The organism is Gracilibacillus pellucidus, assembly GCF_033949965.1.
Lineage (GTDB): Bacteria > Bacillota > Bacilli > Bacillales > Amphibacillaceae > Gracilibacillus > Gracilibacillus pellucidus.
The window spans coordinates 77,857-100,684 of record NZ_JAWZSR010000007.1 but is presented as its reverse complement, the minus strand read 5'-3'; the positions used below and the strand labels follow the sequence as shown (position 1 = coordinate 100,684).

21 protein-coding genes are annotated in these 22,828 nt (G+C 36.5%); 2 read left to right on the top strand and 19 right to left on the bottom strand.

From position 1 onward, the window contains the following. Positions 1-100: 100 nt before the first annotated feature. The 19 genes from SH601_RS12625 to SH601_RS12540 all read right to left on the bottom strand — a co-directional run bounded on the left by SH601_RS12625 (position 101) and on the right by SH601_RS12540 (position 20,314). Complete coding sequence (locus SH601_RS12625) at positions 101-457, bottom strand: DUF6176 family protein (protein ID WP_319958769.1); 357 nt, start codon at positions 455-457, stop codon at positions 101-103. Next, positions 447-596 carry a DUF2087 domain-containing protein gene (locus SH601_RS17650; RefSeq protein ID WP_413775123.1) on the bottom strand — a complete coding sequence of 50 codons (150 nt, stop codon included), beginning with the start codon at positions 594-596 and terminating at the stop codon, positions 447-449. Before SH601_RS17650 ends, SH601_RS12625 begins: the two co-directional genes overlap by 11 nt. A gap of 94 nt (positions 597-690) precedes the next feature. After that, a complete protein-coding gene (locus SH601_RS12620; protein ID WP_319958681.1) occupies positions 691-1,353 on the bottom strand; it encodes an SdpI family protein in 663 nt (220 codons plus the stop codon). Positions 1,354-1,536: 183 nt separating this feature from the next. Further along, on the bottom strand, positions 1,537-1,893 hold the full coding sequence (locus SH601_RS12615) for an NUDIX domain-containing protein (protein ID WP_319958680.1): 357 nt from the start codon (positions 1,891-1,893) through the stop codon (positions 1,537-1,539). Positions 1,894-2,003: 110 nt separating this feature from the next. Next, positions 2,004-2,696, bottom strand: coding sequence for a DUF3600 domain-containing protein (locus SH601_RS12610; RefSeq protein WP_319958679.1), 693 nt, complete (start codon positions 2,694-2,696; stop codon positions 2,004-2,006). Continuing rightward, the gene (locus SH601_RS12605) at positions 2,686-3,210 is read right to left on the bottom strand and encodes a sigma-70 family RNA polymerase sigma factor (RefSeq protein ID WP_319958678.1); all 525 of its coding nucleotides are present in this window, start codon (positions 3,208-3,210) and stop codon (positions 2,686-2,688) included. Before SH601_RS12605 ends, SH601_RS12610 begins: the two co-directional genes overlap by 11 nt. Positions 3,211-3,728: 518 nt before the next feature. Next, positions 3,729-4,115, bottom strand: coding sequence for an ABC transporter permease (locus SH601_RS12600; protein WP_319958677.1), 387 nt, complete (start codon positions 4,113-4,115; stop codon positions 3,729-3,731). A gap of 85 nt (positions 4,116-4,200) precedes the next feature. Next, positions 4,201-4,599 carry a hypothetical protein gene (locus SH601_RS12595; protein WP_319958676.1) on the bottom strand — a complete coding sequence of 133 codons (399 nt, stop codon included), beginning with the start codon at positions 4,597-4,599 and terminating at the stop codon, positions 4,201-4,203. Between the two features lies 1 nt (position 4,600). Then, entirely contained in the window at positions 4,601-4,813 is a 213-nt protein-coding gene (locus tag SH601_RS12590; RefSeq protein WP_319958675.1) for a helix-turn-helix transcriptional regulator, read from the bottom strand. A 1,353-nt stretch (positions 4,814-6,166) separates the two neighbouring features. After that, a complete protein-coding gene (gene rlmD, locus SH601_RS12585) occupies positions 6,167-7,552 on the bottom strand; it encodes a 23S rRNA (uracil(1939)-C(5))-methyltransferase RlmD (RefSeq protein WP_319958674.1) in 1,386 nt (461 codons plus the stop codon). A gap of 354 nt (positions 7,553-7,906) precedes the next feature. Further along, positions 7,907-8,821, bottom strand: a complete 915-nt coding sequence (locus SH601_RS12580) for a diacylglycerol kinase (RefSeq protein WP_319958673.1) — start codon at positions 8,819-8,821, stop codon at positions 7,907-7,909. Positions 8,822-9,061: 240 nt separating this feature from the next. Continuing rightward, the gene (gene gatB / locus SH601_RS12575) at positions 9,062-10,495 is read right to left on the bottom strand and encodes an Asp-tRNA(Asn)/Glu-tRNA(Gln) amidotransferase subunit GatB (protein ID WP_319958672.1); all 1,434 of its coding nucleotides are present in this window, start codon (positions 10,493-10,495) and stop codon (positions 9,062-9,064) included. Beyond that, on the bottom strand, positions 10,495-11,964 hold the full coding sequence (gatA, locus tag SH601_RS12570) for an Asp-tRNA(Asn)/Glu-tRNA(Gln) amidotransferase subunit GatA (protein WP_319958671.1): 1,470 nt from the start codon (positions 11,962-11,964) through the stop codon (positions 10,495-10,497). Before gatA ends, gatB begins: the two co-directional genes overlap by 1 nt. A gap of 12 nt (positions 11,965-11,976) precedes the next feature. Continuing rightward, positions 11,977-12,267, bottom strand: a complete 291-nt coding sequence (gene gatC / locus SH601_RS12565; protein WP_319958670.1) for an Asp-tRNA(Asn)/Glu-tRNA(Gln) amidotransferase subunit GatC — start codon at positions 12,265-12,267, stop codon at positions 11,977-11,979. 165 nt (positions 12,268-12,432) lie between these two features. Next, entirely contained in the window at positions 12,433-13,587 is a 1,155-nt protein-coding gene (locus tag SH601_RS12560) for a CamS family sex pheromone protein (protein WP_319958669.1), read from the bottom strand. Beyond that, positions 13,587-15,602, bottom strand: a complete 2,016-nt coding sequence (ligA, locus tag SH601_RS12555) for an NAD-dependent DNA ligase LigA (protein WP_319958668.1) — start codon at positions 15,600-15,602, stop codon at positions 13,587-13,589. Before ligA ends, SH601_RS12560 begins: the two co-directional genes overlap by 1 nt. Positions 15,603-15,617: 15 nt before the next feature. After that, a complete protein-coding gene (pcrA, locus tag SH601_RS12550) occupies positions 15,618-17,873 on the bottom strand; it encodes a DNA helicase PcrA (protein ID WP_319958667.1) in 2,256 nt (751 codons plus the stop codon). Positions 17,874-17,888: 15 nt separating this feature from the next. Next, entirely contained in the window at positions 17,889-18,569 is a 681-nt protein-coding gene (pcrB, locus tag SH601_RS12545; RefSeq protein WP_319958666.1) for a heptaprenylglyceryl phosphate synthase, read from the bottom strand. A 251-nt stretch (positions 18,570-18,820) separates the two neighbouring features. After that, positions 18,821-20,314 carry a nitrate/nitrite transporter gene (locus SH601_RS12540; protein ID WP_319958665.1) on the bottom strand — a complete coding sequence of 498 codons (1,494 nt, stop codon included), beginning with the start codon at positions 20,312-20,314 and terminating at the stop codon, positions 18,821-18,823. 296 nt (positions 20,315-20,610) lie between these two features. Here SH601_RS12540 and ahpC point away from each other — a divergent pair, with 296 nt between their 5' ends. After that, on the top strand, positions 20,611-21,174 hold the full coding sequence (ahpC, locus tag SH601_RS12535) for an alkyl hydroperoxide reductase subunit C (RefSeq protein ID WP_319958664.1): 564 nt from the start codon (positions 20,611-20,613) through the stop codon (positions 21,172-21,174). A 15-nt stretch (positions 21,175-21,189) separates the two neighbouring features. After that, on the top strand, positions 21,190-22,716 hold the full coding sequence (gene ahpF, locus SH601_RS12530; protein WP_319958663.1) for an alkyl hydroperoxide reductase subunit F: 1,527 nt from the start codon (positions 21,190-21,192) through the stop codon (positions 22,714-22,716). The last annotated feature ends 112 nt before the right edge of the window (positions 22,717-22,828 follow it).

Below are 22,828 nucleotides of genomic sequence, written 5' to 3'. Positions count from 1 at the left end.
TGCATACAAAAGTAATATTAGTTTAGGCTTAAAGCGAATCAAAGGCTCCGTTTTCAACTAATTCCTTGAACTAAACTAATTAATCTATGTTGTTTCGCATCTATGTATCCTTTTTGTTCATGACTTCCCTCATTTTTTCCGGAATCATAACAACTTCCGTAGATAGGTCAACAGGGCTAAACGTAGAATCTATACATTGCTCCCAAAACTCTACATGCTTTTTATCAACCCAGTGATTGGATTCTTCAACTTCTTGACCACCATCACCTTGAACGGAATACCAATATAAATACTCCTCACCATCCAGAGTTTCTCTAAAAATAGTTTCTACATACATCCTTTCATCTTCTAATGTTAGCAGGACATCTTGCATATTATCGTTTAAAAACTTCATCCATTCATCTACCAATTTAGATTTACCTTTTTTAACTCTAAATCTCGTTAATTCAACATTCATCATGTATTCCCCACCTTATTTTTTTATCCTGTATTCCATTCACCTGCTTTTCTGAGTATATTTTGTTCGATGCAAAATGACTTTTAATAGTTTGCAGTACAATCAAATTTCGTTTTTCTTTACTTGGAAACGCACCCATCCACTGTCTATCTCCTCTTTAAAATAGGTTGTTAAAACTTTATTCTTAAGGTTTATCATCGAAAGAGAAAAAATGATCTACACTGTAGCAGGTCTCATTGCTTAATCATTTCTTGCTCTTTTCTCTTTAGTCTTCCTTCAGTAAGAATGTAAATCAAGACTAAGGAAACGATTACCCAAAGTAACTCAATAAATCGATAGTACTCGTTTTCATAGGGGAAAAACAGTAAAACTGCGCCAATCGCAATATTTATAGCTCCTACCCACACAGATAACTTAGAGTAATATACTTGTCCTAGATTCCACAAAGTTTCGTTCTTCATTGACCTTTTCGTTCTATAACCAGCTACTCTGTTAATATTGCCCTGACCAGAAGTTCTGACTATAAAACTACCTATGATAGTGCCAATACCACAAATTAAGATGAGCATATGCAGTTCTGTCCCCCCATTCACCCTTCTCAAGTATTCTATTGCAACGTGCAACCAAATAATCATTACTTGTATCTTTATTATATAATAGAACACCACATAATTAAATTTGATATACAAGTTATTATCTTGGTACACACGCCAATGATTTTTTCTGTTATTGAGTAATGTCAAAGGAATAAGAAGGAAGGTTAAAGTGGTTGTTATTTGTTCTCCTCCATCACTGTTGCAAAAGTATTTAAGCTGTAACAGATATATCAGTTGACTAAGCCAAATAGGATAGGCATTAATAGCGCTAACATTAGAATGCTTATCCGTTCCTATCAATATTTAACTAAAAACCACCAAAGCAATTGTTATCAAGCTATAATAAAAAAATATTGATATTTTCATTGAAAAAGTGAACTAATTATATTCAATAACATCCTATCGTTTTATTATCTCATTCACCGCCCAGCCTTGATATTCATGAAATAAACATTCTATTGCTTGATATGGTTCCATCCATTTTTAAAAATGGTCTTCTTCTATTGGCTCACTTAATTTTTTACCCTTTTCACATAAATAAAAGTAACCCTCATTAAGATAATATTTGTACTCATTTATAGAATAAAAGTATCTCCGAGCACATCCAACAAATTGACTTATCTCAATTTCCATTCCCATTTCTTCAAGAGCTTCTCTTTTTAAACATTCTTTGTGTGTTTCATTATCCTCTATTCCACCACCTGGAAGAAAATGCTTACCATCGTCTGTTTGTATAATCGCTATCTTATCTTTCTGACTATTGAACATCAAACAATAAACAGCAGGCCTCAATATATATTCTTTACCTTCTTCTTTTTCACCAAATGTGATAATTTCCATTATCCTATTCTCCTTCATCCAGTATAGGGGTTAATAAACTTACAACTTGATAAATTTGTGATAACCTATAGGTTATCACAAATTTCTAACACTTCTACAATAAAAGAGAATTAGTTGTTACTTATCTGTTTATCATTAACATACATAAGTATATTCTTAGCTTTAGTAAATTCCTCTTGTAATTGTTCTGGCACCTTATCCATTTCAGAGGAGTTTGTAATTCCACTTTGTGCCATTATTTGTTCGTGCGTCATTAAAGCACTTATATATTCCTCATATTCCGAATTCGTTAAAACTTTTTCACTTGATTCTTGGCCATTTAATTTATCGAAATATGGCTGAATCTCAAACAAAACTTCTTCTAGTTTTGTTTGCTGTTCACCAGGTATTTGAGAGTAATCAATGTATCCATGTTTATTACCATACTCTAACTTCGAGGTTGTAATGACATTTAGTAGTTCTTTAAAATCAGTATATTCTTCTTTCCCTAGCTCGCCTTTAGCTTGTGTTAATTTAGCATCCAAAAGCATATAACCCTCCATTGTGATAACAGCCATATGTTTTTGTAAATTCTCAAATGAACCATAAAAGTCATCAGCGAGAAGTGTTTGATAAGCAAAAGCTCCCGTTGGAATGAACAAAGATACTGCTATAGCTCCGGCTATGAGACGTTTCCGTACATACCGTTTTATTTTTCCTTCCATTTCTGCCTTTGCACTTTTCACACCGTTTTTACTTCTCTCATGGAGTTCATCTGGTATTTCTATATTAATCAATGCCTGTTTTAGGTCATTATTCATCATTCCCCGCCTCCTTATAATTTTTACGAAGTTTATGTAAAGCTCTATATAGTATTGATTTCGCTGTACCAAGCGGAATATCTAATACCTCAGAAATTTCTTTTATTGTATGATCTTGATAAAACCTTAATAGAATCACACTTTTTTCGTCGTCTTGTAAACTTTCCATTAGTTCCTGTAAAGATAGAGAAAGTATAAGATTTTCATCTTCCCTACCAGGCAGCACATCAAATCCAGAATGTAGAGGAACTACCCTTTTATTATTTCTGATTACATTAATTGCACAATTCATCGTAATCTTCATTAACCAAGTTTTGAAATACTCAGGCTTCTTCAGCGTATCAATTTTCTTAAAAGATTGATACGCTACCTCTTGAACAACATCTAAGGCATCATCTTTATTCTTCACATAAACATAAGCAATTCGATAGATGTCCTCTTCGAATTGTTGAAAAAGTTTTAAAAAAGCCTTATCGCTTCCTTTTTGCGCTTTTTTTACTAACCGTTTTATAGTCATTCACCCTTTCTTTTGAACTTACACTTATTAGACAAATGAGATGCTATTTTGGCTTAAACTTTTTTATTTTTTTCATATTAGTTTTCAAAGTTAGAATAATATACTACTTTTAATTGTATCGGAACATGTTTAAACAAAATAAGCACATCCTACTCCGAGACCTATTCTACAATTAGAGTTAATTTATACCCCTCCCCAAATGTCATTTAATGTAAAAGAAACGAAAATATCCAGACAGGAGACGAACCTACAGAAAACCCGGAAATCGCAAATGTTGCGATTTCCGGGCCTAAGCTATTATTTATTTCTGTAAAACAATAATAAACATCTCCTGAATAAGACCCTTCTACCCTACATTCCACCGTTCGAGTTAAAATAAAGATTTCTGATGAAAGAAGGAAGAGGATATCGAGAAAATCCAGTAAGGACAAGGGCTACACGTGAAAAAGACCCGAAAATCGGAATTGTTTATTTTACCGAAATCCAGGTCTACTTTTACTGGGGAATGTTTATTTTAGTTAGACACTTTCTGTGAAATTAAAATAAACATCAATTTTTTTACGCCCCTCCAGCAACGTTCCTAAAAACTTTCCTAGCATGATTTCCAGTCTTGACACTTTTGTCACAAGCAATCGCATCGTTTTCAACTCAATCTCCTTGTTAATCAAATCATGAGATGTTGCAAAAACAAATAAAAAACCAAACACCAGAACAATTAATGCAATTGCCGCTGTATATACAGACCCTTCTTCACCACCACTTTCCATAAATTCATTAATAAAGCTAGGATTATTATCAATGAATGTGGCTGATTGGTACGAAGTGAATGTGATAAAAAATAGAATAAGAATAGATCGTACACTTTTAAACGCATCAATAAATTCCTGTTTTAATATATGTAACATTTTACCTGCTTCCTCCTCTTACTAACTACTTCATATCATAAGATTCTGTATTTCTCTAATTCTATAAAATAGGCCTTCCTCATGTTTAATCCTCAGATTCTACTTGGTGATTTAGATAATCTCGTATCATCCATTTTAAAATGATACTAATTAAAATTAGGTAGCCAATTAGCTTTGTGTAGGATATTGAAATGATGGAGTTTTGAATTAACAAGGTGCCAATCAATAAGGCGATAATGATAAACCAATAGATTAGATTTCCTGAAAATAAAGCATTATATCTTGTGCGTTGATCATGCTGAAGATTGATTTTATTCCATCTAGCTTTTTTATGAATATCACGACCAAATGCAATGACTTGAATAGTTGCTAAAATAGCAATAATTAAAGTGATTTTAGAGTGTGAAACAAAAAAATAACTAATAAATAAAAACAATGGAATCCCCATACGCAAAATAAAGGCTGTTCGATACGATACGTTCATATTATTCCTCTCCTTCAATCCAAAATAGTTTTTCAAGTGAACAGTTTAGAACAGTTGCTAATTTAATAGCAGTGCCAATAGATGGTTCGTAGCGTTGTTTTTCAATAGCTATAATCGTTTGTCTTGTAACAGAGATCATTTCAGCTAATTGATCCTGCGTAAAGCCTTTTTCCTTTCTAAATACTTTGACTGAATTTCTTACCCCGTGTTTCATAAATTACATCCTTCCCAAAATGTAACGTGTACATTACATATTATTATAATATACAATTCGAAATGTAATGTCAACCTTACATTTCAAATTTATAATTTAAGTATTTTACCTTTTCCAAGTCACGGGGACTCTAACAAAGTAATTAATAAGCCTTGAATATGCTAGTATTTATGCACAACTCGTCTATTTTGGTTTTCTAATCCTTTTATTGCAATATCATCATTTTTTAATTATATAAATACCCACAGTGGCTCCAAAACAATTCTTTAATGCTTATCATACTATACCTTTGGAACTTAGTTGGTATCTCCCAAATCCCCTTCCACCCCTTACCCCTATTGACTCCACGCTCTCTTTTCTCCCTTATGGCAATGGAACTTAGTTCTTCCCCAAAACACCCGTTTTTCCCCTCTTTTTTCTGTACTGGATTGTATAGAATATTCTGCCATTGTAAATAAGTTCTTCCATATTGGAGAGTAGAAAAGGGAATATTAAAGAGGAAATGTAACGATTTGAGGATGGTGTAACAGTTAGGAAACACACTGAACAGAGATTGAAAATCCGTTGGATTTATATTGTGAGGAAAACAATTGAAAAGGGGTTGGACACCGCCTGAGCTCATTATTGGCAAGGGATTAGAGGGATATTGAACAAAAAGTAACGAACTGAATTATTATTGGATCCAACCCGTTTAATATTGACTTATGATTAAAATCCTATTGGATGATGATTGAACACATATTGAACTACATACTGTTTCGTTACTAGCCGTCTCATTACCACTTGAGGATGGACCATAGGACAGTGAGAAATAAAATACGTTCTTACTCCTCTTCCCTCTCTTATTCCACCTTTGTATGAAATATTACAAACCAAACTCAATCTCTTTTCTCTACTATGTGAAATTAAAATAAACATCAATTTTTTTACGCCCCTCCAACCCGCATTCCACCGTTCGAGTTAAAATAAAGTTTTGCTACGGAAACCCCCATTTTGAAGGATTTCCGGTTCAAAAATGACCGTTTTTCCGCTTGTTTTCCACTCGTTTTTTCACCTTTTTTTCGGAGTTGGAATAAAGACTTGCGAAATAATGGAAATAAGAATTGGAGAAAGAAGAGTTGAAGAAAAAAGAGAAAAATATTAGATAAGTATTGATATTATATTGAGTGGTATATTGGATAAACCCAGTAATGGTAATGGATAGAGGGGTATAAAGGTATTGAGAAGATATCGAAAAATGCATAAAAAACTCGGGCTCCTGTTGAGGAAAACCCGAGAGAATTTTGGATTTTGTATTGAAAAAGCAAATGTTTATTATTACAGAATTGGTGGTGGGATTAGCAAGAGTTTATTTTAGTTAGACACTTTCAATTCCAACCTCACGACCGCCTCAATGTGATTTGTTTGCGGAAACATATCAACAGGCTGCACTTCTTTTGTTTCATACCCTCCATCTTCTAAAACACGTAAGTCTCGTGCTAATGTTGATGGGTTACAGGATACATAGACAATTCGCTTTGGTTTCATTTCAAGCATTGCTTGAAGTAATGCTTCGTCACAGCCTTTTCTTGGTGGGTCGACAACGATCACATCTGGATCGAGACCTTGTGCTTGCCACCATGGCATGACTTTTTCTGCTTGTCCGACGAAAAATTCTGTGTTATCAATATTGTTTAGTTTTGCATTTTCTTTTGCATCACTAATTGCTTCTGGCACTACTTCAACACCGTACACTTTTTTGGCTTTTTGTGCTAGGAATAGAGAGATAGTTCCTATACCACAGTATGCATCAATCACTGTTTCATTTCCTGAAAGGTTCGCATACTCTAATGCTTTATCATATAATTTCTTCGTTTGTGGTGGGTTTACTTGGTAGAAGGATTTTGCTGAAATAGCAAATTTAATATCACCAATCAAATCATAAATATATTTTTCACCCCATAGTACTTTTGTTTTCTTCCCTAAAATAACATTGGTACGGTCAGGGTTAATATTTTGCACAATCGATTTCACATGTGGATTCGCTTCTGTTATTTCTTTGATTAGTTGGTCTAAACCATGTACTTTCTCTTTTCGAGTTACTAATACAATCATTGTTTGATTCGTTGCTTGGCCAGAACGTACCATAATATGACGCAAGATACCACGATGATTCTTTTCATCATATGCAGGGATTCCTAAACGGTCAGCGTTTGCTCGAACCGCTTCTACCATTCGATCGTTCACTTCATCTGTAATGATACAATGGTCCATGTCATCGATGATTTCATGACTTCTTTTACGGTAAAAACCAGTAATTAATTTTCCGTCTTTTGATTGGACAGGAATTTGCACTTTGTTACGATAACGCCATGGATCATCCATTCCAATTGTCGGATGAACAGGCACTTGATCAATATGACCAATTTTCTTCAAAGCATTTTGTACTTGATTTCGTTTCATATCCATTTGCATCTCATAACTCATATGCTGTAATTGGCACCCACCACATTGGTAAAATACATCACACGGTGGAGTCACTCGGTGTTCACTTTCCTCTGTCACTTTAATAAGGCGACCAAAACCAAAATTCTTTTTAACCTTTACTACTTTTACCTCGGCCTTCTCTCCAGGCAAACCATATGGTACAAAAAGTGGATAGCCGTCAATCTTTCCTACTCCGTCACCTTCATGAGTAATATCTTCAAATGTAAGTTCTATTGTTTGATTCTTTTGTACAGGCGGGGCTGTTTTTGTCATATTATCAACGTCCTTTTTTCTTATCATGTCTTATTTTAGCTACCGACATCTATTCTGTCCAAATTTTATCACACGTTGCGACAAATAGAAAATTCCGTGTCTAAACAGATCATTTCCTGGGAAATAATTCGAGCAATATCGCTAAAACAGGCAAGCATTTCCCATAAAGTGAGACTTCAATCAGCGGAAGATTTTGACTCCCACTGATTGTTAGCGAAACTTATCAGGGTGTTAGCGTCCGTTTATCCCCCATCTTCGCTTCTTTGTTTTCACTCGAACCTTGAAGTGGGGTATTACGGACGTTTGCACCGCGAAAAATAAAGGCACACTCCGCAATAGAATGTACCTTTTTAACTACTCGATTTTTAATTGCTTATCTAAAAATTTATCTGAAACAAAAAATTCGATATGTTGATGGAGATTTTCAAATTCTCCTGGTAAAAGCCCACCATATTCTCCATCTATATTCAACTGCATTTTTTCTTCTGTATGAACTTTAATGCGGTTTGCTCTTGTGTAAAAAATATTTTTATCTACTAAATGAGCACCTTTTGTCGCCGCTGAAGTAATTCGGACAAATTCCGCTAAATTTGTTTTTCTTAATATGAGTAAATCAAAGTACCCATCATCCATTCTTGCCTCTGGAGCAATCTTTTCGAATCCACCGACAGAGTTTGTGTTAGATACTAAGAAAAGCATAATTTCATCTTCAAACCAGTTTCCATCATATTCTATTTGTACTTTTGTCGGCTTTAAAGATGGAAGCATTTCGATTCCTTTTAAATAATAAGCAAGCTGACCGAGCATTGTTTTTAGCTTACTTGGCACTTCATACGTTAACTCTGTAAGCTTCCCGCCTCCAGCAATATTCATGAAATACTGATCATTTACTTTACCAATATCTAGCTTACGGATCTTATGCTGTAAAATAACATCGACAGCCTTCTGAATTTCGCGTGGAATACTGAGTGCTCTAGCAAAGTCATTCGTCGTACCTACTGGAATAATAGCAAGCTGCGGACGATATTCTTGTTCGGCAATGCCCTGTATTACTTCGTTAATCGTACCATCTCCACCGGCAGCAATAACTACATCATATTGTCGTTCTACTGCGATTTTTGCAGCCTTTGTCGCATCACCTTTACATGTTGTTGCATGGGCAGATGTCTCATATCCTGCTTCCTCAAAACGCCTCAATACCTCTGGCAATTCTTTTCTAAATGCCTCACGACCCGAAGTTGGATTATAGATAATGCGTGCACGTTTCATAGTCATTCTCCTCTTAACGTAACTTCTATCTTTCATCATAATCGTTTTAGTAAAAATTGCAAATGTTTTGATGAAAAATAATCACTATTCACGAGATACTTTTCGCTTTCGGCAAGATTCTCGCAAGATAAAGTGAGAGGCTTTACAGACGTTTACACCATGATGCCTCTCAGGAACAGAACTAATTATCTCGTGAAGAAAGGACTGTACCATTAGCTTGGCACAGCCCCTTTTTCATTATTATCGTTTATTGATTTCTTCCAAGATAATTTTATTTACCATTGGTGGGTTTGCTTGTCCTTTTGTTGCTTTCATTGTTTGACCTACTAGGAAACCAAGTGCTCTATCTTTTCCGTCCTTGTAATCGATGATTGACTGTTCATTCGCATCAAGGATTCCAGTAATGATCTCACGTAATTGACCTTCATCAGAAATTTGGACAAGTCCTTTTTCCTTAACGATTTTTTCCGGTTCTCCACCATTTTCAACAAGCTCTGCGAAGACTTTTTTCGCCATCTTAGAAGAAATAGTTCCATCTTCAATAAGTTTAATCATTTTCGCTAGAGCAGCAGGTGTCATTTTTAAGTCTTGGATTTCAACTTGTTGCTTATTCATATAAGCGGACACTTCACCCATTAGCCAGTTAGATGCTTGTTTTGCATCTGCACCAGCTTCAATTGCTTCTTCAAAGAAATCAGACATTTCAATTGTACTTGTTAAGACACCAGCATCATAAGCTGGTAAGTCTAATTCTTTTACGTAACGTTTCTGGCGAGCATCTGGTAATTCAGGAATCTCTGCACGGATACGTTCTTTCCACTCATTATCAATATAAAGTGGAACAAGGTCTGGTTCAGGGAAATAACGATAGTCGTCAGATCCTTCTTTAACACGCATTAGAATCGTTTCTTTTGTTTGCTCATCGTAACGACGTGTTTCTTGAAGAATTTCACCACCATTTAGTAGTACATCACGTTGGCGTTTTTCTTCAAATTCCAATCCTTTTTGCACAAAAGAGAAAGAGTTTAAGTTTTTCAATTCAGCTTTTGTACCGAATGCTTCTTGCCCGACTGGACGGATAGAAATGTTGGCATCACAACGAAGCGATCCTTCTTCCATCTTACAGTCTGATACCCCTGTATATTGAATGATATTTTTTAATTTTTCTAAATAAGCATAAGCTTCTTCTGGTGTACGAATGTCTGGCTCTGATACGATCTCTACTAGTGGTGTACCTTGACGGTTATAATCCACGTAGGAATAGCCATACTCACCGTGCGTTAGTTTTCCTGCATCTTCTTCTAAGTGAAGGCGAGTAATACCGATTCGTTTCTTCTCACCATTTACTTCAATTTCAATCCAGCCATTTTCACCGATTGGTTGATCAAACTGCGAGATTTGATAAGCTTTCGGATTATCAGGATAGAAATAGTTTTTACGGTCAAATTTCGTATCTGTGGCAATTTCACAGTTTAGTGCCATTGCGGCTTTCATTGCATAGTTAACTGCTTCTTCATTCAATACAGGTAACACACCTGGATACCCTAAATCAATTGGGTTTATGTTGCTATTCGGTTCAGAACCGAATGCGTTAGGTGCTGGACTAAAAATTTTCGATGCTGTTTTAAGTTCAACGTGTACTTCTAGACCAATAATTGTTTCAAAGTTAGACATTATTTGTCACCTCCTAGGTTAGGACGTTTTTTATGGTGATCGGTAGCTTGTTCGTAAGCATATGCTGTACGATAAATAGTTGCTTCATCAAAAGGACGAGCAATGATTTGTAAACCGATTGGTAATCCAGCACTAGAGAATCCACATGGAATAGACATGCCTGGAAGGCCAGCAAGGTTCACTGGTGTTGTTAATACGTCATCTGTATACATTGTTAATGGATCATCGATTTTTTCTCCGATTTTATATGCTGGTGTAGGTGTAGTAGGTCCAACTACGACATCAAAGTCAGCGAAGATTTTTTCGAAGTCATTTTTAATTAATGTACGTACTTTTTGCGCTTTTTTGTAGTAAGCATCGTAATAACCTGAGCTTAAAGCAAATGTACCAAGCATAATACGACGTTTTACTTCATCACCGAATCCTTCTGCACGAGATTCTTTGAACATATCTACCATGTCCACTTTTTTCTCTGTACGTTTACCATAACGCACACCATCGAAACGTGCTAAGTTTGCACTTGCTTCAGATGCTGCAAGTAAGTAATAAGCGGCAACTGCGTATTTAGAGTGTGGCAAGGAAACTTCTTCCCATGTCGCACCTAATTCTTCATATTGTTTTAATGCAGAAAGAACTGCTTCTTTTACTTCCGGGTCTACCCCTTCTTGTAAATACTCTTTCGGTACGGCAATGCGTAGTCCTTTCACATCTTGTTTCAATGCATCACTATAATTAGGGATTTCTACGTTAGCAGAAGTAGAATCCATATTGTCATGTCCTACAATCGCTTGTAGTAAGTATGCATTGTCTTCTACTGTTCTAGTAATTGGTCCGATTTGGTCTAATGATGATGCGAAGGCAATAAGACCGAAGCGAGATACTAAACCATATGTAGGCTTCATACCAACTACACCACAAAATGCCGCTGGTTGACGAATAGAACCACCTGTATCAGATCCTAACGAGAAAAGAACCTCTCCTGCTGCTACAGCAGCTGCTGAACCACCACTTGATCCACCTGGTACATAATCTGTATTCCATGGATTACGTGTATTTTCGTAGCTAGAGTTTTCATTGGAAGAACCCATCGCAAACTCATCCATGTTTAATTTCCCGATATTAATCGCATTTTCTGCATTCAATTTTTGGACAACCGTTGCATCATATAATGGATCGTTTAGGTTATCAAGGATTTGACTCGCAGCAGTTGTGCGCAATCCTTTCGTTACGATATTATCTTTAATCCCAATCGGCATACCATATAAAATAGATGCGTCATCGCTTAATTTTTCGTCTAATTCTTTTGCTTGTTTCTTCGCTTCTTCTTCGTTCAATGTTAAGAATGCTTTCACTTCTCCATCTACTTCGTTAATACGATCGTATGAAGCTTCAACAAGCTCACTAACTGTTATCTCTTTGTTATGTAGCTTTTCTTGCAATTCTTTTAATGTATAATCAAAAAGTGACAAAAGAAACCCTCCTTATTCAAGAATTGATGGTACACGGAACTGCCCATCTTGCTCGTCTGGTGCATTCTTCAATGCATCTTCTTTCTTAATCCACTCTTTTGGCTCATCTTTACGCATAACATTCTTCAAATCTAATACGTGTGTTGTTGGTTTCACATCGCCTGTATCTAATTCATTTAAAAGCTCTGCATAGTTGATGATATCTCCTAGTTGCTGTGTAAATGTTTCTACTTCTTCATCTGTCAATGATAGACGTGCTAGATTAGCAACATGCTTTACTTGTTCTTTTGAGATTTCTGCCATGTTGATTCACCTCCATGTATATTAAATACTAATGAACTCAACCTTCGCAGCTATCATAGTCAGCTACTACACGTTCGCTACGAAAGCTGAGTAATATATATTAGTAAAATTCATACCGTTTATTTTACCATTAATCCTATCATTGCAAAACTCTTTTGAATAGGTTTAATTGTAGATATGAACAAATCCTTCTTCTGCTCCAGCATCCCTCACAATTAATGCTTCTTGCTTCTCACCAGATGTTATATTCACCTCTAGCTCATAATCACTAGGGAATCCTGCCAGGACGAGGCCATATACATACTGGGTAAAACCGATTAACTCAGCCTTTCCATAGAAGGAGACAGGAATTTCAACCGTTAACTTTCTAAGTTCACCATTTTGGAAGAATCCTTTACCAATAGCACTGACATAGTTCGGGAAGTAAGAACCAATGTCTGATTCAAAATCGACTAGAGTCGCCCAAACGTCAGGATAGGTGTCTTGACCGTAACTTGACGGAAATAGCACATTTTCTTCGTTAATATCTTGCCAATTACCAACCGTACTACTATCACCAGCAATATTTGTTTTTGCTACAAAATTACCTGGAACTAATGAACTTTGAGATTCTTCACGAAAGACCGATAACATAATCGGTACATTTTCTAATCCTTCCATTTGGCGAATTCGTTCCACTACTTTTTCAGCAATCTCATTCGCCTCATTCATCATTTCTTTTTCAGAGATATCTTGATAATAATACGGTCCACCAATTTCTGTTTGGAAACGATAAACAGATTTCATTGCAATCCCAATCGAGATTCCTGCTAACTCAACCGAATCATTTTCCGTTCTTTGCAAATAATTCTGCTCTAAAATATGTGACAAGTATTTAGGATTATCTTCCTCTTCTTCTTTTCTTTCATCGTCTTCTTTCGATTCATCTGCCTCAGGGTTTAAACCTTCTGGATTGGAATCTTCGTCATAACGATCTAACCAACTATATAGTATATCATCTGTTAAATATTGACCTTCTTGAAAATAGTACGTGTCAGGATCATATACTTCCATCGAATGCCTGCGCAGTCCTTCCTCCAATTCATCAATATCCAAACGATTTGCCACTTGATTCGTAATAACTCCTCTAGCTTTACTTAAGTTAGAATCAATTAACACACGGTAATTGTCTTCTCTTAAATTATATTTTGGTACGATCGCTGTTTCTGGCATTGATTCATCGATACTTTCATCAATGACCGCCTCATCTCGCTCACCGAAATCTGGTGCACATCCGACTAACAAAACGAATAGGAAGAGGACAGCTATCATTTTTTTCATTATGCTTCCCCCTCTAACACTGTTTGTAGTTTTGCTTCATCCCAAACTTCTACTTCTAGCTTCTCTGCTTTCTCTAATTTAGATCCAGCATCTTCACCAGCAATTAACAGGTCTGTTTTCTTACTTACACTACCTGTTACTTTACCACCTAGCGCTTCGATATGTTGTTTCGCTTCTTGTCTCGTGTAAATAGATAATTTTCCTGTTAATACAACCGTTTTACCTGCAAACACACTGTCATCAGCTTGTGCTTCACTTCGTTTAGGACCTGTATAGGCAAGATTTAAGCCTAACTCTTTCAACTCGGCAATTAGATGACGGACCTTCTCATCTTCAAAGTATTGCACGATGGAGTCAGCCATTTTATCACCGATTTCGTCTACCGCTACTAATTCATCAAAACTTGCCTCTTGCAAACGGTCAATCGTTTCAAAATGCTCTGCTAATGTTTTAGCCGCTTTTGAACCGACATACCGAATACCTAGACCAAACAACAGTCGTTCTAATGAGTTTTCTTTAGACTGTTCAATTGCTTTTAATAAATTATCGACTGACTTTTCACCCATGCGTTCAAGCTTTAACAATTCATCACGTTCTAAGCGGTAAAGGTCTGCAATCGTATGAATATATTCCGCTTGGAATAGTTGTTCGACAACTTTTTCTCCCAATCCATCAATATTCATCGCAAGCCTTGATACGAAATGAATCAATCCTTCTTGTAACTGTGCTGGACAATTTGGATTAATACAACGTAAAGCAACTTCGTCTTCTAAGCGGACAAGTTCATCAGCACAGGACGGACATCTTTCTGGCATGGCAAAAGGTTCCTGCTCTTCTGTTCGCATATCCATAACTACTCGCACAACTTCCGGAATGATGTCTCCAGCTTTCTTAATCACAACCGTGTCACCAATCCGAATATCTTTTTCTTGAATCAAGTCTTCATTATGAAGAGAAGCTCGCTGTACAGTCGTTCCAGCTACCTTTACAGGCTCTAGTATCGCCGTTGGTGTAATCACACCGGTTCTTCCAATACTTAATTCAATATCAATTAATTTCGTTACTGCTTCTTCTGCTGGAAACTTATAAGCAATGGCCCAGCGTGGACTTTTCGCCGTAAACCCTAGTTCTTCTTGCGCTTCTAGATTATCGACCTTAATAACAATACCATCGATGTCATAAGATAATGCTGCACGCTTTTCGACCCATCGTTCTACATATTGTAGCACTTCGTCTATACCATGACATTTTCGCCATTCTGGATTTGTTTTATAACCTAATTCCTTGAGGTATGTAAGTCTATCACTATGTGTTTCTAGCTCACCGGACTCCCACTCTCCTACTGCATAAAGGAAAATATCCAATTGACGTTCTGCGGCTATCCTCGGATCAAGCTGTCTTAATGACCCTGCAGCTGCATTTCTTGGATTAGCGAACGGTTCTTCCTCTTTTTTCTCGCGTGCTTCATTTAAAGAAACAAATGCTTTTTGTGGCATATATGCTTCTCCACGTACTTCAATAGCTGAATGGTCTTTAATACTAAGCGGAATACTTCTAATCGTTTTTAGATTGTTCGTAATATCCTCACCAGTCGTTCCATCTCCACGTGTTGCTCCTTGGACAAATAAACCATCCTCATATCGTAATGAGATCGCCAGACCATCAATCTTTAATTCACACACATATGTGACATCATCTGTTCCTAAACCTTCACGCACACGACGGTCAAAGTCGCGTAAATCTCCTTCATTAAAAGCGTTGCTTAAACTTAACATTGGCACACGATGTGTCACTTTTTCAAATTGTTCTAGTGGTTCTGCACCTACACGTTGCGATGGTGAATCCGGTGTGATCATCGCAGGAAATTCAGCTTCAATTGCTTTTAATTCCTTCATTTTTTCGTCATATTCTGCATCCGAAACAGTCGGATTATCTAATACATGGTATTGATAATTATATGTTGTTAATTCTTCTCTTAATTCCTGTAACCGTTGGCGTGCTTCTTGTTCTGTCATATGAGCACCTCCTATTTACGCTTTCGTAATTGGGGCAAACTTAGCAAGCAGTCGTTTAATGCCGGTTGGTGCTGGGAAGGCAATATCTAATTCCATTGCATCACCAGAACCTTCTACTTTCACAACTGTTCCTTGTCCCCATTTTTTATGATTTGCTTTGTCGCCTACATTCCACGCTTCTTTTTCTCCGCCAGTAGTTTGATTCACATTGCGCACAGGCTTACGCTTCGGTTTTTCAGGTTGTTTCTTTTCAAAAGGTAAGTCCTGGTCATTAATAGACATGCGTCCACGACCAAATGATGAACCAAAGGTAGATTCTTGCATACTTTCTTTCCCTTCGATTAAATCTGCCGGAATCTCATCAATAAAGCGACTGATAGGGTTCATATTTGTTCGCCCAAATAGTGTACGCATTTTCGCATGTGAAACATGTAACATTTCTTCAGCTCTTGTGATACCAACATAAGCAAGGCGGCGTTCTTCCTGCATCTGTTCCTCATCCATTAATGAACGGCTATGAGGAAACACACTCTCCTCCATACCAATGAGAAATACGACAGGAAACTCTAAACCTTTTGCCGCATGTAATGTCATCATTGTTACACTATCATCTGCTGTAGGATCATCATCCATACGGTCAATATCTGAAACTAACGCTAGGTCTGTTAAAAAGTTAACTAATGTTTTATCATCATTTGTTTCTTCAAAATGCTTTGTAACGGTCTTAAATTCTTCAATATTTTCTAAACGCGTCTCTGCTTCAATGCTACGTTCATTATGAAGCATTTCTTCATAACCTGTTTTTTCAATTACTTCTGCAACCATATCTGTTGCAGATAAGAACTCTTGTTGTTGCTCCCAATTTTTAATCATTTGACCAAATTCCATTAAAGACTTGGCAGCCTTGGCACTAACACCGATAAAATCTACTTCTTGTACAGCTGTATAAAAAGAAATATCGTTTGCCGCAGCATAAGCCTCTAACTTATCCATCGACGTTTTTCCAATACCACGTTTCGGCACATTGACTACTCGAGCAAAACTAATGTCATCATCTGGATTCACAATTAAACGTAAATAGGCAAGCAAATCTTTAATTTCCTTACGGTCGTAGAACTTTGTACCGCCGACCATTTGATAAGGAATATTTGCTTTCATAAATGTTTCCTCAATCGCACGTGATTGGGCATTTGTTCGATAAAGGATTGCGATATCTTTATGTTTATAATGGTTTCCTCTAATCAACTCTTCAATTCGCTCTGCTACAAATAAGCCTTCTTCACGTTCTGTCGATGCTTGAAAATAACGAATCTTATTACCATTTTGATTCTCTGTCCAAAGATTTTTCGGTTTTCTACCAGCATTGTTTTCAATTACTTGGTTGGCAGCTTGTAAAATTGACTTAGTCGATCGGTAATTTTGCTCCAACAACACGACACGAGCAGATGGATAATCTTTCTCAAAAGAAAGGATATTCGATATATCTGCACCACGCCATGCATAGATAGACTGGTCAGAGTCCCCTACAACACAAAGATTTTGAAAACGTGCTGCCAATTGTTTGACTAATGAGTATTGGGCATGGTTCGTATCTTGATACTCATCGACATGAATATATTGAAAACGGCGTTGATAATATTCTAAAATCTCTGGTACACGTTTAAATAAATGAATCGTCTGCATAATTAAATCATCAAAATCTAATGCTTGGTTTTTACGAAGACGGCGCTGATATTCCGTATACACCTCTGAAACTTGACGAGCATAAAAATCATTAACAGACTCGGCATATTTCTCAGGAGTGACTAATTCGTTTTTCGCACTACTGATCGTTCCAAGAATCGCTCTCGGCTCAAATTTTTTAGCATCAATGTTTTTATCTTTCACGATATTTTTAATAACAGTAAGCTGATCACTACTATCTAAAATAGAGAAGTTTCGACTGTAACCAATTCGATCAATATCTCTTCGCAAAATACGTACACACATCGAGTGGAAGGTAGATACCCACATATTTTCGCCATATGAACCGACTAGCCCAGCAATTCTTTCTTTCATTTCACGTGCCGCTTTATTAGTAAACGTAATCGCCAAAATACTTCCCGGGGAAACGTCTTTTTCGTCTAATAAATAAGCAATACGGTGGGTAAGTACACGAGTCTTCCCACTACCTGCTCCAGCCATAATTAATAACGGTCCTTCTGTATGCTGTACTGCTTCTCGTTGTTCCTTATTTAATCCTTTTAATAAGTCGTGCATCATCCGACTCATCTTAACACCGTCCTTTTATTTTGTTGCTTGTACCGTTAGTAATGCTTCTTTCGGATTGTCATATAAAGCATTTCCGACCACAATAATGTCAGCAAAAGCACTCACTTCAGCTGCTTGTTCTTTCGTCTCAATACCGCCACCATATATTAACTTCGTGTTATCTAGTTCTTCACTAATCGATTGTACGAGTGATACATCACCATATGTCCCACTATATTCTAAGTAGAAAAAAGGTAACCTTAATAAGTGCTCTGCCATTCTTGCATACCCAATTGCTTCTTCATCCGTCGGCAGCTTGCAATTAGCATGCTTAAATACTTTTGAATGTTCATTCATAATGCAATAGCCTTCTGCAAACATTTCATTCCAGTTAATCACATCGCCATATTCGGTAACTGCTTGATGTTGGATGTCCATCATCCATTTTTTATCTTGACTGTTTAACACCATCGGCACGAAGTAATAATCATAACCTGGCGTGACAGATTCTATTGTTGATATTTCTAAAATAACCGGTATATCATGATGGCGAATACTGCTTAACAAGCGCAGCACACCATCTAATGTGATATTATCAGTTCCACCGATTATAATAGCATCTGTTCCTGATTCGCACACTTTATCTATCATTTCTTCCGCGATCTCTTTAGCAGGATCTAACTTGAAGATATGTTTCCATTCATCGATATTATACACTATCAAATCCTCCAATAATGAAGATTCTATATCCATTATTTCATTATAGCAAAAATATACACATTTTCAGAATGATATAGTGAAGAATTTATGAAGATGTTTTCAATGGCGCTTTTCTTAGTAAAGAGTTTTGCTAACACTTTTGATTGGAATGCTTGTTCTTTTCATCAGTAAAATCGCTGGACTCCCCCGGGTAAGATAATGAATAAAAGAAGCCACAAGCTCTTTATGAAGGAGCTTGCGGCTTTTGATTATTTATGCAATTCACTAAATACACCGACATAATTGGTTATGTTTTCTCCACCATCTTTTAGCACACTGATGGAGAGCCATTGTGTGTATAGTTCACCGGTTTTTCGTTTATTCGTTATTTTCCCTTGCCATATTTCTTTTTCTTGCAATTGATTCCACATTTCTGTGTAAAAATGTTGTTCCTGCTTTCCTGAACTTAAGATGTTAGGGTTCTGACCAAGTACTTCTTCCTCACTGTAACCAGTAATTTGTTGAAAGGCACGATTAATTTTTGTGATTTTTCCTTTTTCATCAGTAACTAAAATTCCTTGACCTGCATTGTTTACAATATAATTGGATAAATTCAATTTATCTGTATAATACATCCAGATAATAATAATTAAGCTTGCTAATGCAAATTGGGATAATGCCATAAAACCTATCGCATAGTGTCCACTGAGGTCAAACACAAAGGTCAAAATGATTGGCGGAAAAAATCCACCTAATCCACCCATTGCTGCGACAATACCATTCACAATCCCTGCTTGCTTCGTGAAATATAACGGAACAAGTTTAAAAATAGTACCATTACCAATTCCAGCGAAAACCGCTACAGACAAACTGCCAATTGTGTATAGTGTAATGGTTGGTGAGAAAGATAATAATACTCCAGAAACAGTCAGACCTCCAAAGACTACCATTAATACTTTAAAAGGATTCAACTTATCACCTAACCAACCACCAACAGGTCTCAATGCCGTACATAACGCAATGAAGCCTGCCGTTCTCAGCCCTGCATCCACCTCTGATAATTGAAATTCTGATACAAGAAAATTTGGCAAATAGACAGTGAGTGCAACAAAAGCACCGAACGTTAAAAAGTAAAAAATACTTAAAAACCATAACTTATTATTTCGATAGACACCGAGAACTTGTTGTTTTAATGATGTCTCCACTCTCGGTTCATGACGGTCACCTAATAGAAAATTCAGTAACGCAAATAATACTAATGGGATAATAAACGTCCATACAGCTACTCGCCAACCGAACATACCAGCAATAATCGGTGCACCAAATGACGTAATGGCTGTACCGATATTCCCTACACCATATATCCCGTTCACAAATCCATGCTTTTCTTTCGGATAATACTTAGGTAATGACGTAACACCAACAGAGAATACTGCTCCACCAATACCTAAGAACAATCCTGAAATAATTAAATCTATGAAGTTTTTTGCCATACCAAGATAACCAACAGGCAATACAAGAAAAATTAAACTTAATACAAATAATCCTCTTGCACCAAAACGATTCGTATAAAAGCCTAGTGGAATACGCAAAATAGACCCTAAAATAACAGGTATTGCAGTAACAAAAGAAATTTGTCCTGCCGTCAGACTAATATCTTGTTTAATAAAACTCATTAAAGATGAAAGCAATACCCAAACCATAAAACCAACGACAAGACTTAATGTTTGTAATGGCAATTGTAATTTTTGAACCTTTTTCATTTATTGTGCACCCTTTCTCCACACTATTTGCCTTCATCTTATCAGCCAATAAAATATTATTTTGTGATTCATTTCACATCTATGTTTTTTCTTTTTAAAGCGTGGATAAGTTGATATAACAAGCGTCTACAGCTTACACACTTACATAAAAAGCGTATATTTTTACAATTTTATGAATTATCTCATTTGGATTTCACTTGTAATAAAATATACTTTATAATAATGTGTATAAAGTAATGGATACTATTTATAGAGAAAGTATCCAAAAAAAGAAAAATTCAAGGAGGACAATCATTATGTCATTAATCGGAAAAGAAGTATTACCATTTCAAGCATCTGCATTCCGCCAAGGAGAATTCTTAGATCTAACAGAAGAAAATTTAAAAGGTCAATGGAGCATTGTTTGCTTCTACCCTGCTGATTTCACATTCGTATGCCCAACAGAATTAGAAGATTTACAAAATCAATATGCTGAATTACAAAAATTAGGTGTTGAAGTTTACTCTGTTTCTACAGATACTCACTTCACTCACAAAGCATGGCATGAAAGCTCTGACGCTATTGGAAAAATCGAATACACAATGATTGGTGACCCTTCACACGTTATCTCTCAAAACTTCGATGTACTTCGCGAAGAGGAAGGTTTAGCTGACCGTGGAACATTCATCATCGATCCAGATGGTATCATCCAAGCAGCAGAAATTAACGCAGAAGGTATTGGCCGTGACGCTAGTACACTAATTAGCAAAATCAAGGCTGCTCAATACGTACGTAACAACCCAGGCGAAGTTTGCCCAGCAAAATGGGAAGAAGGCGGAGAAACACTTAAGCCAAGCATCGATTTAGTAGGGAAAATATAAGAAAAGAGGGTCAAAATGCTTGATCAAGAAATCAAATCTCAACTTAATGAATATTTGAAACTGTTAGAAAGCGACATTGTTATTAAAGTAAGTGTTGGATCTGACAATGTTTCAAAAGAAGTAGATGAACTTGTGAAAGAAATCGCAAGTATGTCTAACCGAATTACAGTAGAGAATGGATCTTTTGACCGTACACCAAGCTTTAGCATTAATCGTGTTGGTGAGGACACTGGCGTTACTTTCGCTGGTGTTCCACTTGGTCATGAGTTTACTTCTCTAATACTAGCATTATTACAAGTAAGTGGACGTGCACCTAAAGTAGAAGATGCTGTTATTGAACAAATCAAAAAACTAGAAGGTCCACTAAACTTCGAAACATATGTCAGCTTATCATGTCAAAAATGTCCGGATGTTGTACAAGCTTTAAATATTATGAGTGTTGTCAACCCTAATATTACACACACAATGGTCGAAGGATCTGCTTTTAAAGAAGAGGTAGATAGTAAAGATATTCTTGCTGTCCCTTCTGTTTACTTAAACGGCGAGCAATTCCTTGATGGTCGTCAAACTATCGAAAGTATTTTAGAAGCATTAGGAAGCACAGCGGATATTTCTGAACTAAACGAAAAAGATCCTTATGATGTACTAGTTGTTGGTGGCGGTCCTGCTGGTTCAAGTGCTGCGATCTATGCTGCACGTAAAGGTATCCGAACTGGTATCGTTGCCGAACGTTTTGGTGGTCAAGTACAAGATACACTTGGTATCGAAAACTTCATCACAACGAAATATACAGAAGGTCCAAAGCTAGTAGCGAATATGGAAGAACACGTACGCGATTATAATGTGGATATTATGAACTCTATGCGTGCTAAATCTCTTCAGAAGAAGGATCTTTTTGAACTTGAATTAGAAAACGGTGCGACACTGAAAAGTAAAACAATCGTCCTTTCAACAGGTGCACGTTGGCGTAATATCAATGTTCCTGGTGAAGCAGAGTTCAAAAACAAAGGTGTAGCATACTGTCCACACTGTGATGGTCCTATCTTTGAAGGAAAAGATGTTGCCGTTGTTGGTGGCGGAAACTCAGGAGTAGAAGCTGCGATTGACTTAGCAGGAATTGTTAAACATGTCACACTGATTGAATTTGCACCAGAATTGAAAGCTGACAAAGTCTTACAAGAGAGATTACATAGTTTATCTAATGTGACAGTTCTTACAAACGCTAGAACTTCTGAAATTTACGGTTCTGACAAAGTTGAAGGCCTTAAATATGTTGATCGTGAAACAGAAGAAGAGAAAAGTATCGCACTTGCTGGCGTCTTCATTCAAATCGGTCTCGTACCTAATACAGAATGGTTACAAGACACCGTTGAATTAAATAAATTTGGTGAAATTGTTGTTGATGAACGTGGTACAACAAGTATCCCTGGTGTATTTGCAGCAGGAGACTGTACAAACAGTGCTTACAAACAAATTATCATTTCAATGGGATCAGGTGCAACTGCATCACTAGGTGCCTTTGATCACTTGATTCGAAATTAATCTATCAAAAAAGAGTGCCCTGTTATTTTTACAGGCACTCTTTTTCTGTTAACGTGATTCCTTCTCCCCTTCGCGAGATTCTTTTACTTATCTTGTGAACAAGTACAGTTAT

Coding starts and splice junctions, on each gene's coding strand:
- ligA (WP_319958668.1), bottom strand. CDS start 15,602: ATGACAGAACAAGAAGCACGCCAACGGTTACAGGAATTAAGAGAAGAA.
- SH601_RS12540 (WP_319958665.1), bottom strand. CDS start 20,314: ATGAAAAAGGTTCAAAAATTACAATTGCCATTACAAACATTAAGTCTT.
- gatC (WP_319958670.1), bottom strand. CDS start 12,267: ATGGCAGAAATCTCAAAAGAACAAGTAAAGCATGTTGCTAATCTAGCA.
- SH601_RS12595 (WP_319958676.1), bottom strand. CDS start 4,599: ATGAACGTATCGTATCGAACAGCCTTTATTTTGCGTATGGGGATTCCA.
- SH601_RS12600 (WP_319958677.1), bottom strand. CDS start 4,115: ATGTTACATATATTAAAACAGGAATTTATTGATGCGTTTAAAAGTGTA.
- gatB (WP_319958672.1), bottom strand. CDS start 10,495: ATGTCTAACTTTGAAACAATTATTGGTCTAGAAGTACACGTTGAACTT.
- SH601_RS12615 (WP_319958680.1), bottom strand. CDS start 1,893: ATGGAAATTATCACATTTGGTGAAAAAGAAGAAGGTAAAGAATATATA.
- ahpF (WP_319958663.1), top strand. CDS start 21,190: ATGCTTGATCAAGAAATCAAATCTCAACTTAATGAATATTTGAAACTG.
- ahpC (WP_319958664.1), top strand. CDS start 20,611: ATGTCATTAATCGGAAAAGAAGTATTACCATTTCAAGCATCTGCATTC.
- SH601_RS12580 (WP_319958673.1), bottom strand. CDS start 8,821: ATGAAACGTGCACGCATTATCTATAATCCAACTTCGGGTCGTGAGGCA.
- SH601_RS12610 (WP_319958679.1), bottom strand. CDS start 2,696: ATGATGAATAATGACCTAAAACAGGCATTGATTAATATAGAAATACCA.
- SH601_RS17650 (WP_413775123.1), bottom strand. CDS start 596: ATGGGTGCGTTTCCAAGTAAAGAAAAACGAAATTTGATTGTACTGCAA.
- SH601_RS12560 (WP_319958669.1), bottom strand. CDS start 13,587: ATGAAAAAAATGATAGCTGTCCTCTTCCTATTCGTTTTGTTAGTCGGA.
- SH601_RS12605 (WP_319958678.1), bottom strand. CDS start 3,210: ATGACTATAAAACGGTTAGTAAAAAAAGCGCAAAAAGGAAGCGATAAG.
- SH601_RS12625 (WP_319958769.1), bottom strand. CDS start 457: ATGAATGTTGAATTAACGAGATTTAGAGTTAAAAAAGGTAAATCTAAA.
- pcrA (WP_319958667.1), bottom strand. CDS start 17,873: ATGAGTCGGATGATGCACGACTTATTAAAAGGATTAAATAAGGAACAA.
- SH601_RS12590 (WP_319958675.1), bottom strand. CDS start 4,813: ATGAAACACGGGGTAAGAAATTCAGTCAAAGTATTTAGAAAGGAAAAA.
- rlmD (WP_319958674.1), bottom strand. CDS start 7,552: ATGACAAAAACAGCCCCGCCTGTACAAAAGAATCAAACAATAGAACTT.